The sequence below is a fragment of the Nocardioides sp. P4_G10 genome, assembly GCF_056401175.1.
Window position 1 is genome coordinate 80,771 of sequence record NZ_JBFUJV010000002.1, and the last position, 15,508, is coordinate 96,278.

A 15,508-nucleotide genomic window follows, 5' to 3' on the forward strand; every position below is an offset into this window, starting at 1 on the left:
CTCATCCTGCGTAACCCATCAGCTTGGCCGTCAGGTCGCGCAGCACCTCGTCGGCGCCGCCCCCGATCGGCAGGAGCCGGGCGTCGCGGTAGTGCCGCTCCACCTCGGTGCCGTGCATGTAGCCGGTGCCGCCGAAGAGCTGCACCGCCCGGTCGCAGACGTACGCCGCGCAGTCCACCGCGGTCTGCTTGGCCAGGCAGGCCTCCGCGACGACGAACTCGCCGGCGGCGTGCCGCGCAGCCACGTCGCGGGTGTAGGTGCGCGCGACCTCGACCTGGCGCCGCATCTCCACCAGCGTGTGCTGGACGGACTGGTTGGCCGACAGCGGCCGGCCGAACGTCTCGCGCTCGCGGGCGTACGCCGCCGCGAGGTCGAGCGAGCGGGCGGCGATGCCGTAGCCGTGGACCGCCAGCGCGATCCGCTCCACGACGAACTGGTCCGCGATCTGACCGAACCCCGAGTCCTCCGCACCGACCAGGTTGGCGGCCGGCACCCGCGCGTCGACGAACGACAGCTCGGCGGTGTCGGAGCAGTGCCAGCCCATCTTCTGCAGCGACCGGGAGACGGTGAAGCCGGGAGTCCCCTTCTCGACGACCACCAGCGAGATGCCACCGTGGCCGGGGCCTCCCGTGCGGACCGCGGTGGTCACGAAGTCGGCGCGGACGCCGGAGGTGATGAAGGTCTTGGCGCCGTTGACGACGTAGTGGTCGCCGTCGCGCGCGGCGGTGGTCGTGATGCGTGCGACGTCCGAGCCGCCGCCGGGCTCGGTGATGGCGAGCGACCCGATCGTGTCGCCGGCGAGCGTCGGGCGGACGAACCTGTCGACGAGGTCGGCGTTGCCGCTGGCAGCGATGTGGGGCAGCGCGATGCCGGCCGTGAAGAGCCCCGCCATCAGGCCGCTCGACGCGCCGGCGTCGAACATCGCCTCCTGCAGCACGACGCTGTCGACCAGGTCGCCGCCGCCGCCGCCCACGTCCTCGGGGAAGGCTGCACCGATCAGGCCGAGGTCACCGGCCGTGCGGTGCAGCGCGCGCGGGATCTCCCCGGCGTCCTCCCACTCCTGCAGGTGCGGCACGACCTCGCGGCGGACGAACTCCGCCGCGGTCGCCCGCAGCGCCGCGTGCTCGGCGCTCATACGAGGCTCTCCTCGATCGAGACCAACCGCGAGCGCAGCCATTCACCGAGCGCCTTGGCCTGCGGGTCGAACCGGGTGGACGCCGCGACGCCCTGACCGAGCAGGCCGTGGACGACGAGGTTGACCGCCCCCAGGTGGGGCAGCAGCCACACGTCGACGTCGAGGTCGGCCGCCTCGGGCAGCAGCGCGGGGATGCCGCGTGGCGACATCAGCTTGAACAGCCACTGCACGCGGGCGTCGTACGTCGCCGGGTCGGTGCCGTCGTGGGCGACCCAGAGACCGATGTTGGCGTCGCCGCCCTTGTCGCCCGAGCGCGCGTGGACGAACGTCCCCAGCGGCAGGCGTCGGGTCAGGGTGTCGGCGTGCGCCGGGTAGGGCGACGGGCGCCGGCCGGGAGCCTCGACCACGGTGGTGTACGCCGTCGGGTCGGCGACGACCTCCCGGCGGCCGTCGGCGTGGACGACCGTGTGCGTGACGTCGGAGCGGTCGACGTACTCGGCGCGGTAGACGCCGAACGGCGTGGCCGGCGCAGGCGGGGCCGTCATCGTGAAGCCGGGGTAGGAACCGAGTGCGAGCTCGACGGCCGCGGCGGTGAAGGCGCGGCCGACGGGGTCGGGCGAAGGGTCCTTCACGGTGCAGCGCAGCAGGGTGGAGGCCGCCTCCTGCGTGTCGGCGTCGGCGGTCGGCTCGCCGGCCTCCGACCACGTCACCTCGTCCGCCGTGAGCCGCGGCCCGAGCTGCTCGCGCACCCAGGCCGCCTTCGCGCCGACGTCGAGGCCCGTGAGCACGAGCTCGACCTGGTTGCGCCAGCCACCGAGCTCGTTGACGCACACCTTGAGCCGCTCGGGTGGGGCCTCGCCGGTGACACCGGCGATCGCGACGCGGTCCTCGGCCTCCTGCTCGAGCCGGACGGAGTCGAGGTGGACCGTCACGTCGGGTCCGAGGTAGCGGGTCGACTGGATCTCGTAGACGAGCTGCGCGGTGACGGTGTCGACGGTGACCGCGCCTCCGGTGCCGGCGTGCTTGGTGATCACGCTCGACCCGTCGGCCGCGACCTCCGCGACCGGGAAGCCGAGCGGCCGGTCGCGGTGGGGCAGGTCGAGGAAGCCGCTGAAGTTGCCGCCCGTCGCCTGGGTGCCGCACTCGATGACGTGGCCGGCGACGACCGCGCCTGCCAGCTCGTCGTACGACGTCGGGATCCAGCCGTGGTGCGCGACGGCCGGACCGACGACGAGCGAGGCGTCGGTGACCCGGCCGGTGACGACGACGTCCGCGCCCGCGGTCAGCGCCGCGGCGATGCCGAAGCCGCCGAGGTAGGCGTTGGCGGTGAGCGCGTCGGCCCACCCGTTCTGGCTGGAGAGGTGCCGCACGTCGTCACCCTCGACGTGGGCGACCTGCGGGTGGAGGCCGAGTCCCGAGGCGACCTCGCGCACCTTGTCGGCCAGGCCGGCCGGGTTGAGGCCGCCGGAGTTGGCGACGATCCGCACACCCTTCTCCAGCGCGAGCCCGAGGCAGTCCTCGAGCTGGCGGACGAAGGTGCGGGCGTAGCCCAGCGAGGGGTCCTTGAGCTGGTCCTTGCCGAGGATGAGCATCGTCAGCTCGGCGAGGTAGTCGCCGGTCAGCACGTCGAGCTCGCCGCCCTCCAGCATCTCGCGCATCGCGCTGAGCCGGTCGCCGTAGAAGCCCGAGCAGTTGCCGATCCTCACGACACCGCCGGTCGAGGAGGTCACTTCGGGCTCCGTCCCTCGCCCGGCTGGCCCGCGAAGGCCTGGGCGATGTCGAGCCACCGGTCGACGTCGGCGCCGGTCGCGACGAGGTCGGTGTCGGCGCGGTGGAGCCGCTGCGTGACGAGCCGGCAGAAGTCGCCCGCGCTGCCGGTGAGCGTCTGCGCGGCGTCCTCAGGTCCCCACGACCACACGTCGCCGGAGGGCGCGGCGAGGTCGACGCGGAACTCCTCGGCGGGTGCGTCGAGGCCGTGCACGGCGAAGGCGAAGCCCCGGGTGCGGACGCCGAGGTGGGCGACGTGGCGGATGCGGTCGGTGTCGTCGACCGGGGCGCCGAGGCCCTCGTGCACGTCGAGGCTGTGGGCCCAGGTCTCCATCAGCCGGGCCGTCGCCATCGACGTCGCCGACATCGGCGGACCGAACCACGGCATCTTCTCGCCACGCGGCATCGCGACGAGCGTCGTGCGTAGGTCGGCCCGCGCACGCTCCCAGCGCTCGAGGAGGCCAGGTTCCCGGGCGATGGCGAGCGCCTGCGCGTCGACGTAGCCCGTCGGGTCGGCGATGGCGCCGAGGACGACCTCGTCCCACGCCTCCTTGTCGGTCGCCGCCTTGACCGCGACGTCGTCGGTCCAGGCGAGGTGGGCGACCTGGGTCGCGACGTCCCAGCCGGGGGCGGGCGTCGGCATACGCCATCCGTCCTCGTCGAGGCCTGCCACCAGCTGCTCGAGCCGGTCGCCCTCGGCCTCGAGGTCGGCGAGCACCTGCGTCAGTACGTCGGTCATGCCAGGGTCCCCTCGTCGTCGCGGTCCAGCTCGCGGTCGAGCACGTCGGCCCACTCCCGCAGGATCCGACGACGCCGCGCGGAGTCGTCGGTGATCGTGGAGGCCAGGCCCAGCCCGCGCACCAGGTCGAGCGTCGCCTGCACCAGCTCGCGCACGCCGGGCCGCGACTCGTCGACGCCGAGCGCGGCGACCGTCAGCCGGTGCGCCTCGCGGCCGACCCGCTGCTCCAGCGGGCCGACGGCGGCGAGCAGGGCCTCGTCGGTGCGGGCCGCCACCCACAGCTCCAGCGCGGCGGCGAAGACCGGTGAGGCGAAGTGGTCGCCGAGCATCTCGACGACCGCACGCGTACGCCGTCCGCCCTTCGGCAGGTGCGCCACGGCCTCGGCCAGCTCCGCACCGCGGCGCTCGGTGAGGTGCTCGACGGCAGCGACGACGAGGTCGTTCTTGGTCGGAAAGTGGTGCAGCTGTGCGCCGCGGCTCACGCCCGCCCGGTCCGAGACGAGGGTCGTCGAGGTGCCCGCGAAGCCGCGCTCGACCAGCAGCTCGACGGTCGCCTCCAGCAGTCGTGCCCGCATCGCCCGGGTCCGGTCGGCCTGCGGCACGCGCGTGGCGGCCGTCGAGGACGCGGAGGGGGAGGTCACGGACGCAAGACTGCCGTCAGACAAACAAACAGTCAAGCCTGACTTTTTATAGTCAGGGTCGGGTAGTCCAGTGAGAAATGGTCGTCAGATCGGCCTTCCGACGACCGATCACCACTGGACTACCCCTGGACCGGGACGCGTCAGGGAGACACCTGGGTCCTCGAACCCGGTGCGCCGCACACCGACTCGGCGCCCTGCCACAGGTCGCCCGGGTCTGCCTCGACCTTCCACGAGTACGTGCCAGCGGTCTCGAGCAGCACGGATCCGGACACGACCTGGCCGTTGCCCAGCCGGCTCATCGACGACGTGCTGATGGCGTTGCTGCAGGCCGTGTCGCCAGGCCCGTAGAGCTTGAGCCGTACGTCCACCCTCATCGGGAAGGGCATCCCGCTGATCGTGACGGGGACCTGGACGCTGCTGCCGACGCCAGCGGTCGCCGGCGCGGACGCGGACACGGTCGGCCTGCCGCGCACCTTGACCACGGCACCGCACGAGGCGGCCGGGATGACCGTGCCGGTCCCGTCGACGTCGACCTGCCAGGCGTAGTAGCCGCCCGCACCCGGCTGTACGGCCGGGAGGGTGTAGGCCGCCTCGCTGGGGAGGGTGCCGGTGGTCGTCGCGACCGCCTGGCCCGTGCACGTGGCCGAGGCGGCGGTCGCGAAGGGTCCGTGCAGCGCAGCCCTCGCGCCACGCGGTGTGGCGTCACCCTGGGCCGTGACGGACACGGCGGCCGGGCTGCCCAGCACGAGCGAGCTCGGCACCGCCGCCAGCGTCAGCGACTGCGGGCCGCGGACCGCGACCCGCGTGCTGGCCACGATCGTGCGCCGGACGCCGCCCTCCGCCGCGGAGGCCTGCCGCTTGCGGTCCGCGCGGCGCACCCGCAGCCAGTGCAGGGGCACCTGGTCCACCTCGGCGACGACCGTCCGCCACCCGGCGAGCGGCGCGGCCAGCCGCACCACCGCCCGGCCGTCGTCACCGGTGACGGTGTCGATCGGACCGGCCGCCGGCCGGGACGGCCCGCCGTCGGGCGAGGTCACGCGCACCGGCAGGCCCGCGACCGGCCCTCCGTGACCGTCGGTCACGCTGACCGTCACGCCGGTCACCCCGCCGACGTCCGCGGTGGTGGCGGCCACGGCGACCTGGTGCTGCCCGGCGCTGGCCCGCGAGCCGCGCAGCATCAGGCGTACGTAGCGGCGCACCGTGGCCGGGTCGCCGGAGGACCGGATCCGGGCGGCCCCTCGCGGCGCACCGAACCGCCACGCGCGGCCCCCGAGCAGGTGGAGCACCGCCGCGTCGACGGCAGCGGCCTGCACGGCGTCCTTGTGGCCGCCGTACTTCGAGAGGATCCAGGCGGCGCGCTCGGTGGCGGCGCCCGAGGGGCCCTTCGACCCGCGGAGGTCGGAGGTCGCGTCGGCCGGGCGGAAGCCGGCCCGGTTGGGGCGTCGTCCCGGCGTGATCACGAAGACGGGGGTGCCGTCGACGCGGTAGCCACCGATCCAGCCACCCGCCGCGTGACCGGTCCTCGGGATGTGGAAGCCGGCCCAGTGCCGGCCCCGGTCGTCGGCGCCGGCCGCCCGGGACGCCGGCAGCGCCACGAGGGCCGCGGCTGCCGCCAGAAGGACTGCGAGCAGCGCGGCGGTCGCGCGTCGTCGTACGTCGAGGGCGGTGGCGGTCGGTGTCGTGGTGGTGGACATGCGCTGGCTCCTCACCCCAGGGGCCCGGGGTCCTGCGTCCCCGGGTCGGTGGGCGTGCCGGACGGGCTCGGGTGCCGCGTCGGGGTGGGCTGGGGGGTCTGGCTGGGCGTCTGGCTGGGGCTGGGGTGGTGGGTCGGCGTCGCGGTGGGCGTCGGCGTGGGAGTCGGGGTGGGAGTCGGGGTGGGAGTCGGGGTGGAGGTCGGCGCGGAGGCCGGGGTGTACGTCGGCGTGGGTGTCGGGGTGCTCGTCGGGGTGCTTGTCGGGGTGCTCGTGGGGGCCGGCCCGCCGCTCGGCTCCGGTGCCGCGGCGAGGGCGGGAGCCTCGACCTCGGCGACGCGGACCTGGCCGGCGACGGGCGCGGCGGTCGGCGAGGTCGCGGACCACTCGTAGGTGCCACCGTCGAGCCCGTCGAGGACGAGCCGGTTGCCGTCGCGGCTGCGGACGACGACGCTGCGTACGACGCTGCTGCCGGACGGGCCGGCGACCTCGAAGCGCACCCGGGCCGGGCGCTGGGTGGCGCGGACGACGAACGCCGCGGCTCCCTCCATGGCGGCGACCGGACGCACCAGCACCTCCCGGGGGGCCGGCACCGCACCGCTCCCGCCCGGCGCGGTGGGCGCCCCCGTCGACTGGTCCGCGGTGCCGCGCGCGGGGGCCGGCCGTGCGCCGTCGGGGCCGAGGTTGGCGATCGACAGCGAGGCTGCCAGGACGAGGGCCGCCCCCACCGCCAGCCGGGCGGCGGTCGCCCGCCAGGACGATCCGGCAGGCCCCGTGGGGGACAGGGCGATCGGTGGGGGCGGCGGTCCGTGGGGTACCGCGGCGCGGGTGGCGCGGCGTGGGCGAGGCACCACCACACGAGCGGGTGGCGGTGCGGCGTCCCGGACGGCGACGGGGACGGGGACCGGGACGGGGACCGGGACGGCGACCGGCGCGGTCTCGACGAGCGTCACGAGCGCGGGGGACGGCACGACCCCGAGCTCGGTGCGGACGACCTCGCGGTAGCGCTCGAGCTCGCGCACCGCACCGGCGCGGTCGTCGCGTCCGAGGAGGGCACGGATGAGCAGCGCGCTCGCCGACTCCCGCAGCGGTTCGAGGCGGGCCACGGCGCGGGCGGCGTCCTCCGCGAGCACGGTGTCACCACGCTCGAGCGCCCGGCCGGCGAGGCGCTCGAGTGCACCGACCCGCTCGCGCTCGAGGTCGTCGCGCTGCTCCTCGACCCACGCGTCGTACCAGCCCGGGAGCAGCTCTTCCCCCGCCAGCGTGACGAGCAGTGCCCGGTCGGCCACCGGGTCGGTCACGGCCGCCCGGAGCGCGTCGACGTCGACCACCACGTCGGCCGCGAGCCCGATGCTGGTCCGGTCGGCGGCGAGCAGCCCGTCGCACCGCTGGTGGGTCTGTGCCACCGCCCGACGGAGGCTCGCCAGCGCACGCGCGTCGGTGCTGTCCGGCCACAGCGTGCCGGCGACCTGCGCGCGAGCCCGCGTGCCGCTGAGCGCGAGCAGGGCGCACAGCCGCTGCTCACGGCCGCCGAGCGTGACGACGTCGCCGTCCACGACGAGCTGCCACCCGCCGAGGAGGCTCAGGCCACGGCTAGTGGCGAATGTGGTGGCACGACTGGTCTCCCGCATGGTCGATCACCGAGACATCCCTCTCCCCAGCACCGCTCCTCGCGGTCCGAGTCGCGGTCATCCCATGCGGGCAGCCTGATGGGGCCCCACCCCTAGGGGCGAGGAACCGACGGGATCTCCCCACGATTGGGGTCGACGTCTGGACCGGTCACGGTGCAGGACCCGCGTGTTCCCCGGTGGTACGGCGCGGTCACGCAGGAGTCACGCGAGGTCGTGTCGGATGTGCCGGCCAGACCAACCGCACAGAGGGGGGAGGTGAACATCATGCGGGAACTGTCATTCGCCGAGCTCGACACCGAGCGCACGGAGCTTCTTCCGACCCGGGAGACGCTGACCTTCGGCAACACCAACTGGGCCAACATCTTCGCGAACAACTCGTCCATGGCCCTCAACGCTGCGTCCGTGTACGCCGTGGCGAACAGCGCTGCCGGGCAGACGATCAACGTCTACCAGGGCTGACGACCTCGCGTGGCCTCCCTGCGGAGGGGGAGGCCACGCAGGTCACCGCCCTCCGCCCCGACCAGCACGAGAGGAGGTGAACCGGCATGGTCCGACCCCAGCTCGCCATGGCCGAGCTCGATGCAGAGACGGCCACGCCGCTGCCCCGACGGGAGACGCTGAGCTGCTACGTGGGCTGCGTCAACGTCACCAACGTCGTGGGCGTCAACCTCGCCCTCGCCGTCAACGCGGCCACGATCGGTTCCCAGGCCAATGCACTGGCGTTGCAGTACCTCGCCTCGGTGCAGATGCACATGCCGTGAGACCCGGCGGCGGGTGCGTTAGCTCTGGCGCACCCGCCGCTGTCACCCGATCCACTTCCGGAGCACAGAGCAGACAGAGCACCCAGAGCGATGAACCTGACGACCGCAGACCACCACACGACCACCCCACCACCCGCCCTCGGGCAGCGGTGGCGACAGGCGCGCGGCCTGGAGTTCCTGGGCCCCGTCCAGGGCTCGGGCCTCAAGGACCCGGCGTTCCTGGTGAAGCGCGTGGACGACCAGGTGGTGCAGCTCTCGGAGCTGCTCCACCTGGTGGTGCGCGCTGTCGAGCCGCCGAGGCCCGCGGAGCAGGTGGCCGACGACGTCAGCGCGGCGTACGGCCGGACGTTGAGCGTGGAGGGCCTGACCCACCTGGTGACCACGCGGCTCGAGCCGCTCGGGCTGGTGATCCCGGACGAGTCTCCCGAGCCGACGCGGTCAGCGCGGGCGCGTCCGCTCCTGGTGCTGACCGCGAAGGGCACGCTGGTGCCGGCCCGGGTCGTCGACAAGCTGGCCCGTGTCCTGGCGCCGGTCTTCTGGCCGCCGCTGGTGGTGCTCGCCCTCGTCGCGCTCGTCGTCGCGGACGTCGCCCTGCTGAGGCGAGGGGACCTGTGGGCCGCGGTCAACGAGCTCTTCGCGACCCCGACCATCGCCCTGCTCATCTACGGCCTCCTCACGGCCGCGGCCCTCGTCCACGAGTGCGGGCACGCGGCCGCCTGCCGCTACGGCGGCGCGACGCCGGGTGAGATCGGCTTCGGGCTCTACCTCGTCTTCCCCGCCTTCTACACCGACGTCACCGACTCCTACCGCCTCGGCCGGGCCGGTCGGGTGCGCACCGACCTCGGCGGGCTGCACTTCAACGCGCTCACCGTGGTCGTGCTGGCGGTGGCGTACGTCTCCACCGGCAGCGGCGTGCTGCTCCTGACCGCGCTGGTCCTGCAGATCCAGATGCTGCAGCAGCTCATCCCGGTGGTGCGCTTCGACGGCTACTACGTGCTGTCCGACCTGGCCGGCGTGCCGGACCTGTTCGCCCGCGTCGGCCCCGTGCTGCGGAGCCTGCGGCCCGGGCACCCGGTCGACCCACGCGTCACCGAGCTGCGTCCACGCTCGCGGCGGTTCGTGACCGGCTGGGTGGTGGTCGTGGTGCCGCTGCTGGTCGGTGCGCTGGCCTGGGCGGTCTGGCACATGCCGGAGTTCCTCGAGCGGGGCCGCGCCGGCGTCCAGCTGCAGCAGCTGGTCTTCGACCTCGCCTGGGAGCGCCGCGACTGGGCGGCCATGGCGCTGGCCGTGGTCTCGATCGCCCTGCTGCTGCTGCCGATCCTGGGTGCGTTCCTCGCCCTGTGGCGGGTCGCGACGAGCCTGTTCCTCCTGGTCCGGAGCAGGCTCGCCGCGCGCCCGCCCGAGGCGTACGAGCCGAGCGTCGTGCCCGACCCGCCACGGGTCGTCTCCGCGGCCGACTTCACCGACGAGGTGATGTACGCCGCCCCGGCGCCGGTCCCGACGCAGGGCTGGCGCGGCGCGGTCTACCGCGGCAGCGGCCACGTGCTCAACCCCGGGCCGAGCCTTCCCGAGCAGCGACGCCGCGAGCTCGAGCACCGGTTGCGGACGCCGATCGAGGGCTCACGTCGCGTGGTGGTGATGAGCCGCAAGGGCGGCGTCGGCAAGACCACGATCACGCTCGCCCTCGGCAGCACCTTCGCGCTGCTGCGCGGCGACCGCGTGATCGCCGTGGACGCCAACCCCGACGCGGGCAACCTCGCCCACCGGGTGGCCCCGCCGCACGACCGCACCGTGACCGACGTGCTGCGCGACCTCGACCTGATCACGACGTACGCCGCGCTGCGGCGCTACACCTCGCAGGGCGTCGAGTCGCGCCTCGAGGTGCTCGCCTCGGACGACGACCCCGGCATCGGGATGGCCCTGGCGCGCGACGACTACCACCGGCTGATCGGGCTGCTCGACCGCTTCTACAACGTGATCCTGCTCGACACGGGCACCGGCATCCTCGACAGCGCCAACCAGGGTCTGCTCACCGAGGCCGACCAGGTCGTGCTGGTGGTGCGGGCCGGGCTGGACGGCGGGCGGGCCGGGGCGCTGACCCTGGACTGGATGGACCAGCACGGGTTCGACGACCTCGTCGCCCGGACGGTCGTCGTGGTCAACGCGGAGCGGCGCGGGAGCGAGCCGCCGGAGCCGATGCGGCGGCACTTCGAGAAGCGGTGCGCCCGCGTCGTGACGGTCCCGTGGGACGACGCCCTCGAGCCCGGCGCGCTGACCGACATGTCCTCGCTGCACCGTCGTACGCGCGACGCGCTGGTCGACATCGCCGCGGCGGTCGCCGACAACTTCGTCGTCGAGGACCAGTCGTGAGGGCGCGCGCAGTGGTCGCGCACGCTGTCGTGGCGACCCTGCTGCTGGCCGGTGCCGCCGAGGCGACCTCGCGGGGGCCGGCCGACGAGCGGCGCCAGCTCGACCTCGTCGCCAGCGCCCAGCCCAGCGACCAGCGCCGCGACGACCGCGACGTCGTCGTCGACGAGGTCGTGGTCCGCGAGGGCGACCTCAAGGCCGATGCGGTCGCGACCAGCGTGACCGCCTGCCACGGCTGCCGCGGGGAGAGCGCGGTGCTGCAGGTGATCTACGTGCCAGGGCCGGCCGCGGCGCGCTTCGACAACGTGGCCACCGCCTGGACCCAGGACTGCTGGGACTGCCGGGCGACGGCGCTCTCGGTGCAGGTCATCGTGATCGGGCCGGGCACCCGGGCGCGACCGACCAACCGGGCGCTGTCCGTCGGCGGCTCGTGCGCCACCTGCGTCACCGCGACGGCGGCGTTCCAGGTCGTCGCGCAGGTGGACGCGGTGGGTCCGCTCCCCGACCCGGTCCTCGCCGAGATCACGGCATGGTTCGACGCGCAGGCGGCCGCCCTCCAGTCCGCTGTCGTGGCCCCGCCCGCACCACGCCGCGCGGAGCGGGCGGCGACCCGCTCGCTCGGCGACCTCCGCCGGGTCGTCGTACGCGCCCTCGACGGACGCACCCGGTCCGCCCGGGTGTCCGTCACCCGCTGATCAGTCGAGGCGGGCGACCAGGGGCAGCCGCGACCGGGCGGTGAGCCCGACGACGGCCGCGGTCAGCAGCGGCAGCGCGAGCACGATCGTGACGACCAGCAGCCAGGGGATGTCGAGGTAGGACGCGGGGTCGCCGACCAGCGCACCGGTCGTGTCGGTCGCGTATCCGCCGCGGCGAGCGGTCAGCGGTTGCGCGATGGCGACGCCGGGGATGAAGCCGACCGCAGCTCCGAGGACCGCGCCGACGAAGCCGACGACGAGGGCGTACGACGCCGCGACCCGCCGCCGGGTGCGCGGAGCCGCTCCGACCGCGGACAGCGTGGCCAGGTCGGGCCGGGCGTCCGAGAGGGCGAGGAAGGTGGCGGTGAGGGTGCCGCCGAGCATCAGGACGCCGCCGAGCGCGCCGAGGACCAGCAGGACCACGACGACCTCCGGGGGGCGCTCGTAGCCACGCTCGACGTAGAGGTAGGCGTCGTCCGCGATGCCTCGGACCGACTCGGAGATGCGCGTCTCGGCGGCGGGGTCCAGGTCACCGGAGAGGCGCAGCTGGAGGGTCGACACCTCGATGCCGAGGGCATCGGCGACGGCGGTCGGCAGCACGGCCGACGTCGGGGCGGGCAGCCGGTCCGACGGCCCCCAGGCCACCAGGTCGGCCGGCACCGTCTCGTCGAGGGTGACCTCGGCCTGGTCGTTGCCCTCGCGCCACGTCTCGGTGCGCACGGTCACGTCGTCGCGACCCTCCACGCCCTCGGTGAGGACCACCGCCCGACCGGCCGCGAGCGCGCGGTCGACGGTGGCGGCCATGGCCTCGTCGAGCCCGAGCCCCGCCGAGGTGTCCGCGACCACCACCTGCGGACCCCAGGTGGACAGGCAACAGGCCGCTGCGGGGTCGGTCGACTGGACGGAGGTGGAGGTCCACCCGCCACCGGACGCGAGGCTCTCGGACGGACCGCGGAGCTCGCTCGTGTCCACCCCGGGCGCGGCCTCGGCCACGGCTGCCTCGATCCGGTCCCAGACCGGCGCCGGGTCCGGCGCCTCCTCCCCCGGCAGCACGGCGGCCGTCCAGGCGAGGACGCCGGTGCCCATCGGCGCCTGCGCGGTGTAGGTCTTCTCGTCGGCGAGCTCCTGGCTCTCGGTGGCGATGCCGAGCGCCACGACGCCGGCCACGGTCGCGGCGACGGCGGCCACGGCCGGCACGGTGCGGGTGCGGTGGCGCGCGGCGTCGCGTGCGGCGTACCTCGGCGTCAGCGGCAGGCGTCGGGCGAGCCGAGCCACGGTCGACACCACGACCGGCACCACCAGGATCATGCCGAGCACCGACACGATGGCGGACGCGCCGATCCAGTAGGCGCCGGCGCTGCTGTTGTCGGAGGTCGCCGCGCCGTAGACGGACGTCGCGATCCCGGCGCCCAGCAGCGCCAGGCCGACGACCGGGGTCGACGCGCGCGGCTTGCGGTCGCCGCGCCGCCCGGCCAGCACGGCGACGACGTCCTGACGGCTGGCCAGCCACGCGGGCACGACCGAGGCGAGGATCGCGGACACGATGCCGAAGGCGGCGATGGCGGCGAGGTAGCTCCACGGCAGCTCGAGCGGACCGAACCACTCGTTGTTGAAGCGTTGGACGAGCGGCAGGACCGCCCACCCGACCGCGAGGCCCAGCACGAGACCGACGGCGGACGCGACCAGTCCGAGCACGACGCCGCTGCCCAGGATGACGCGGCGCGCCTGGGCCGGCGTGCCGCCGGAGGCGGCGATCAGGGCGAGCGTGCGGGCGTGGCGGCGGGCGCCGACGGCGAAGGCCGGTCCGGCCAGCAGGACGACCTCGATCAGGGCCATCACGATGATCAGGGTGGCCACCGCGAGCAGCTCGTCGCGGCCGGTGTCGTACCCCATCTGCTCGGCCGTCGAGGCGACGTCGGGCGGGTCGGCCAGGACCGAACGCGACGTGACGATCGCCCCGAGCGCGTTGAGGTCGAGCACCGTCGACCACGGCACCGGGCCGGCCTCGACGAGCCACTCGCCCACGTTGTCACCGGGTGACGGGAGGTCGTCGGGGGCCCCGAGCAGGACCGGGGTGTCGCGGATCGTGGCGTCCGCGCCGAGCCCGACGAGCGTGAGCGTCGTCCCGTCGACATCGAGCGTGTCACCGAGCGCGAGGCCCTTGGCGAGCATCGCCGCGTTGGTCACCACCTCGCCGGGCGCGCTGGGCAGGCGGCCGCTCTCGAGCTCGAACAGCCCGTCGGCCATCGGGTCGGTCAGGTCGACGCCGGTGGTCGAGAAGTCGATGAGGCGGTCGTCCAGCCGAGCGCGGGACCAGCCGCTGGTGATCGGCAGCAACCGGGCGTCGGCGGGCAGGAGAGCGCGTACCTCGTCCTCGGTCGGGGGCGCATCGGTGTCGAGCTCCTCGACCTGCCCCCACATGCCCCCCATGGGGTCGGGGCTCTGGAAGACGCGCCCGCGGCCCTCGGTGCGGATCCGGGCGTCGGCCGCGCCCAGCTGTCGGTCGGCTCCCTCGATGCCGCTCACGTCGGCGGTCTGGATGACGACCGCGGCGGCGCTGACGGCCAGCACCGGCAGGCTGATCATCACCAGGACGAGCGCGCTGCGCCCGCGGTGGCGCAGGGCGTCGCGCCAGGCGATGAGCAGGGCCGGGCGCCAGCCCTTCATCTGCCGGCTTCTTCGGCGAGGAGCGTCTCGGGCTCGTCGGCGCCGGTCTCGTCGACCACGACGCCGTCGCGCAGGAAGACCACCCGGTCGGCCCACGCGGCGTGACGGGCCTCGTGGGTCACCATCACGCCCGCCGCGCCGGCGTCGCACCGGGCACGGAGCAGCCGGAGGATCTCCTCGCCGGTGTCGGTGTCGAGGGCACCGGTGGGCTCGTCGGCGAGGATCAGCCGGCGGTCGCCGACGATCGCGCGGGCGATGGCGACGCGCTGCTGCTGACCGCCCGACATCTCGTCGGGGAAGCGGTCGGCGAGGTCGACGATGCCGACCTCCTCCAGCGCGGCGAGGGCGAGCCGGCGCGCGACGCGGCCCTTCTCACCGTCGAGCTCGCGCGGGAGGGCGACGTTCTCGGCGGCGGTGAGCGCGGGGATGAGGTTGAAGTCCTGGAAGACGTAGCCCACCGACGTACGTCGCATCCGGGCGCGCCCGGCGTTGTCGAGCGAGGCCAGGTCGGTGCCCTCGATCCAGACCGATCCGGACGTGGGGCCGTCGAGCCCGCCGGCCAGGGTCAGCAGCGTCGACTTGCCGGAGCCGGACGGTCCCATCACGGCGACGAGCTCGCCGGGGTGGGCGCGGAAGGTCACCCCGCGCAGCGCGTGGACCTCGGTGGCGCCCTCGCCGTGGACGCGGGTGACGGCGGCGAGGTGGAGGACGGCGTTCATCGGGCGGCCCCCTCGGTGCTCGTCGCGGCGGGCGCGTCACGGCGTACGACCTCGCGCTCGGTCGCGGCGCGGCGCAGCCTCGCCTCGCAGTGGTCGAGCCAGCGCACCTCGGCCTCGGCGTCGAAGACGAGCGAGTCGAGGACCAGGCTCCAGGCGAGGTCGGCGGGCTCGACGGGCTGGGCGGCGCGGCCCGAGCGCTTGAGCCGGGTGTAGTCCTGCAGCGAGGCCATGGTGGCGCTGCGCTGGCGCTGGATGATCGTGCCGACGTCGGTGCCGGGCAGGGTCACCGCGATCGCGAGCTTGATCGCCAGCTCGTCGCGCGCGGGCTGGGTGCGAGGCACCGGGGTGGCGAACCACTCCGACACCTCGCCCCGTCCCGCCTCGGTGGCGCGGTAGCTGACGTGCTGGCGGTCGCTGGCTGCCTGGTCGGGTCGGCCGTCCTGGTCGCTCTCGTCGGCACCCCCGTGTCCGACGATCTCGACCAGTCCGTCGCGCTCGAGCCGGGTCAGGGTCGTGTAGACCTGCCCGATGTTGAGCGGCCAGGTCTCCCCCGTCCGCTGCTCGAACTCCGCCCGCAGCTGGTAGCCGTACATCGGCCCCTGCTCCAGGATCGCCAGCATCGCCTGCCGGATCGACATCCGCGCCTCCGTGATCCGTCCACCGCCCCCCGTCGGTCGATGGATACCGGGTATGTA

13 protein-coding genes are annotated in these 15,508 nt (G+C 74.5%); 4 read left to right on the forward strand and 9 right to left on the reverse strand.

Annotated features, from left to right (window positions below; all coding sequences use genetic code 11):
- Nucleotide 1 precedes the first annotated feature (1 nt).
- The 6 genes from AC1DP1_RS04010 to AC1DP1_RS04035 all read right to left on the reverse strand — a co-directional run bounded on the left by AC1DP1_RS04010 (nt 2) and on the right by AC1DP1_RS04035 (nt 7,604).
- Complete coding sequence (locus AC1DP1_RS04010; protein WP_477505743.1) at nt 2-1,135, reverse strand: acyl-CoA dehydrogenase family protein; 1,134 nt, start codon at nt 1,133-1,135, stop codon at nt 2-4.
- A complete protein-coding gene (locus AC1DP1_RS04015) occupies nt 1,132-2,865 on the reverse strand; it encodes an acyclic terpene utilization AtuA family protein (RefSeq protein WP_477505744.1) in 1,734 nt (577 codons plus the stop codon). Before AC1DP1_RS04015 ends, AC1DP1_RS04010 begins: the two co-directional genes overlap by 4 nt.
- Nucleotides 2,862-3,641 (reverse strand): TIGR03084 family metal-binding protein, encoded by a 780-nt coding sequence (locus tag AC1DP1_RS04020; RefSeq protein WP_477505745.1) that lies wholly within the window; start codon nt 3,639-3,641, stop codon nt 2,862-2,864. Before AC1DP1_RS04020 ends, AC1DP1_RS04015 begins: the two co-directional genes overlap by 4 nt.
- A complete protein-coding gene (locus AC1DP1_RS04025) occupies nt 3,638-4,282 on the reverse strand; it encodes a TetR/AcrR family transcriptional regulator (protein ID WP_477505746.1) in 645 nt (214 codons plus the stop codon). Before AC1DP1_RS04025 ends, AC1DP1_RS04020 begins: the two co-directional genes overlap by 4 nt.
- Before the next feature lie 140 nt (nt 4,283-4,422).
- Nucleotides 4,423-5,976 (reverse strand): Ig-like domain-containing protein, encoded by a 1,554-nt coding sequence (locus AC1DP1_RS04030; RefSeq protein WP_477505747.1) that lies wholly within the window; start codon nt 5,974-5,976, stop codon nt 4,423-4,425.
- Nucleotides 5,977-5,987: 11 nt separating this feature from the next.
- Nucleotides 5,988-7,604, reverse strand: coding sequence for an AfsR/SARP family transcriptional regulator (locus AC1DP1_RS04035; RefSeq protein ID WP_477505748.1), 1,617 nt, complete (start codon nt 7,602-7,604; stop codon nt 5,988-5,990).
- A 264-nt stretch (nt 7,605-7,868) separates the two neighbouring features.
- Between AC1DP1_RS04035 and AC1DP1_RS04040 the strand changes: the two genes are divergently transcribed.
- The 4 genes from AC1DP1_RS04040 to AC1DP1_RS04055 all read left to right on the forward strand — a co-directional run bounded on the left by AC1DP1_RS04040 (nt 7,869) and on the right by AC1DP1_RS04055 (nt 11,427).
- Nucleotides 7,869-8,063 (forward strand): hypothetical protein, encoded by a 195-nt coding sequence (locus AC1DP1_RS04040; RefSeq protein ID WP_268113337.1) that lies wholly within the window; start codon nt 7,869-7,871, stop codon nt 8,061-8,063.
- 86 nt (nt 8,064-8,149) lie between these two features.
- Nucleotides 8,150-8,365, forward strand: a complete 216-nt coding sequence (locus tag AC1DP1_RS04045) for a hypothetical protein (protein WP_457184630.1) — start codon at nt 8,150-8,152, stop codon at nt 8,363-8,365.
- A 90-nt stretch (nt 8,366-8,455) separates the two neighbouring features.
- Nucleotides 8,456-10,735 (forward strand): MinD/ParA family ATP-binding protein, encoded by a 2,280-nt coding sequence (locus AC1DP1_RS04050; RefSeq protein WP_477505749.1) that lies wholly within the window; start codon nt 8,456-8,458, stop codon nt 10,733-10,735.
- The gene (locus AC1DP1_RS04055; protein ID WP_477505750.1) at nt 10,732-11,427 is read left to right on the forward strand and encodes a hypothetical protein; all 696 of its coding nucleotides are present in this window, start codon (nt 10,732-10,734) and stop codon (nt 11,425-11,427) included. The genes AC1DP1_RS04050 and AC1DP1_RS04055 overlap by 4 nt, the downstream gene beginning before the upstream one ends.
- Here the strand turns inward: AC1DP1_RS04055 and AC1DP1_RS04060 are convergent, their stop codons facing one another.
- The 3 genes from AC1DP1_RS04060 to AC1DP1_RS04070 are packed head-to-tail and all read right to left on the reverse strand — an operon-like array spanning nt 11,428 to nt 15,451.
- A complete protein-coding gene (locus AC1DP1_RS04060; RefSeq protein WP_477505751.1) occupies nt 11,428-14,094 on the reverse strand; it encodes an FtsX-like permease family protein in 2,667 nt (888 codons plus the stop codon). It lies immediately after the preceding gene.
- A complete protein-coding gene (locus tag AC1DP1_RS04065) occupies nt 14,091-14,813 on the reverse strand; it encodes an ABC transporter ATP-binding protein (protein ID WP_457184634.1) in 723 nt (240 codons plus the stop codon). The genes AC1DP1_RS04060 and AC1DP1_RS04065 overlap by 4 nt, the downstream gene beginning before the upstream one ends.
- On the reverse strand, nt 14,810-15,451 hold the full coding sequence (locus AC1DP1_RS04070) for a PadR family transcriptional regulator (RefSeq protein WP_457184635.1): 642 nt from the start codon (nt 15,449-15,451) through the stop codon (nt 14,810-14,812). Before AC1DP1_RS04070 ends, AC1DP1_RS04065 begins: the two co-directional genes overlap by 4 nt.
- Between the last annotated feature and the right edge of the window lie 57 nt (nt 15,452-15,508).

Bases quoted from the DNA above. Each gene is read 5' to 3' on its own strand.
- AC1DP1_RS04010 (WP_477505743.1), bottom strand. From the start codon at position 1,135: ATGAGCGCCGAGCACGCGGCGCTGCGGGCGACCGCGGCGGAGTTCGTC.
- AC1DP1_RS04020 (WP_477505745.1), bottom strand. From the start codon at position 3,641: ATGACCGACGTACTGACGCAGGTGCTCGCCGACCTCGAGGCCGAGGGC.
- AC1DP1_RS04030 (WP_477505747.1), bottom strand. From the start codon at position 5,976: ATGTCCACCACCACGACACCGACCGCCACCGCCCTCGACGTACGACGA.
- AC1DP1_RS04035 (WP_477505748.1), bottom strand. From the start codon at position 7,604: ATGCGGGAGACCAGTCGTGCCACCACATTCGCCACTAGCCGTGGCCTG.
- AC1DP1_RS04040 (WP_268113337.1), top strand. From the start codon at position 7,869: ATGCGGGAACTGTCATTCGCCGAGCTCGACACCGAGCGCACGGAGCTT.
- AC1DP1_RS04045 (WP_457184630.1), top strand. From the start codon at position 8,150: ATGGTCCGACCCCAGCTCGCCATGGCCGAGCTCGATGCAGAGACGGCC.
- AC1DP1_RS04050 (WP_477505749.1), top strand. From the start codon at position 8,456: ATGAACCTGACGACCGCAGACCACCACACGACCACCCCACCACCCGCC.
- AC1DP1_RS04060 (WP_477505751.1), bottom strand. From the start codon at position 14,094: ATGAAGGGCTGGCGCCCGGCCCTGCTCATCGCCTGGCGCGACGCCCTG.
- AC1DP1_RS04065 (WP_457184634.1), bottom strand. From the start codon at position 14,813: ATGAACGCCGTCCTCCACCTCGCCGCCGTCACCCGCGTCCACGGCGAG.
- AC1DP1_RS04070 (WP_457184635.1), bottom strand. From the start codon at position 15,451: ATGTCGATCCGGCAGGCGATGCTGGCGATCCTGGAGCAGGGGCCGATG.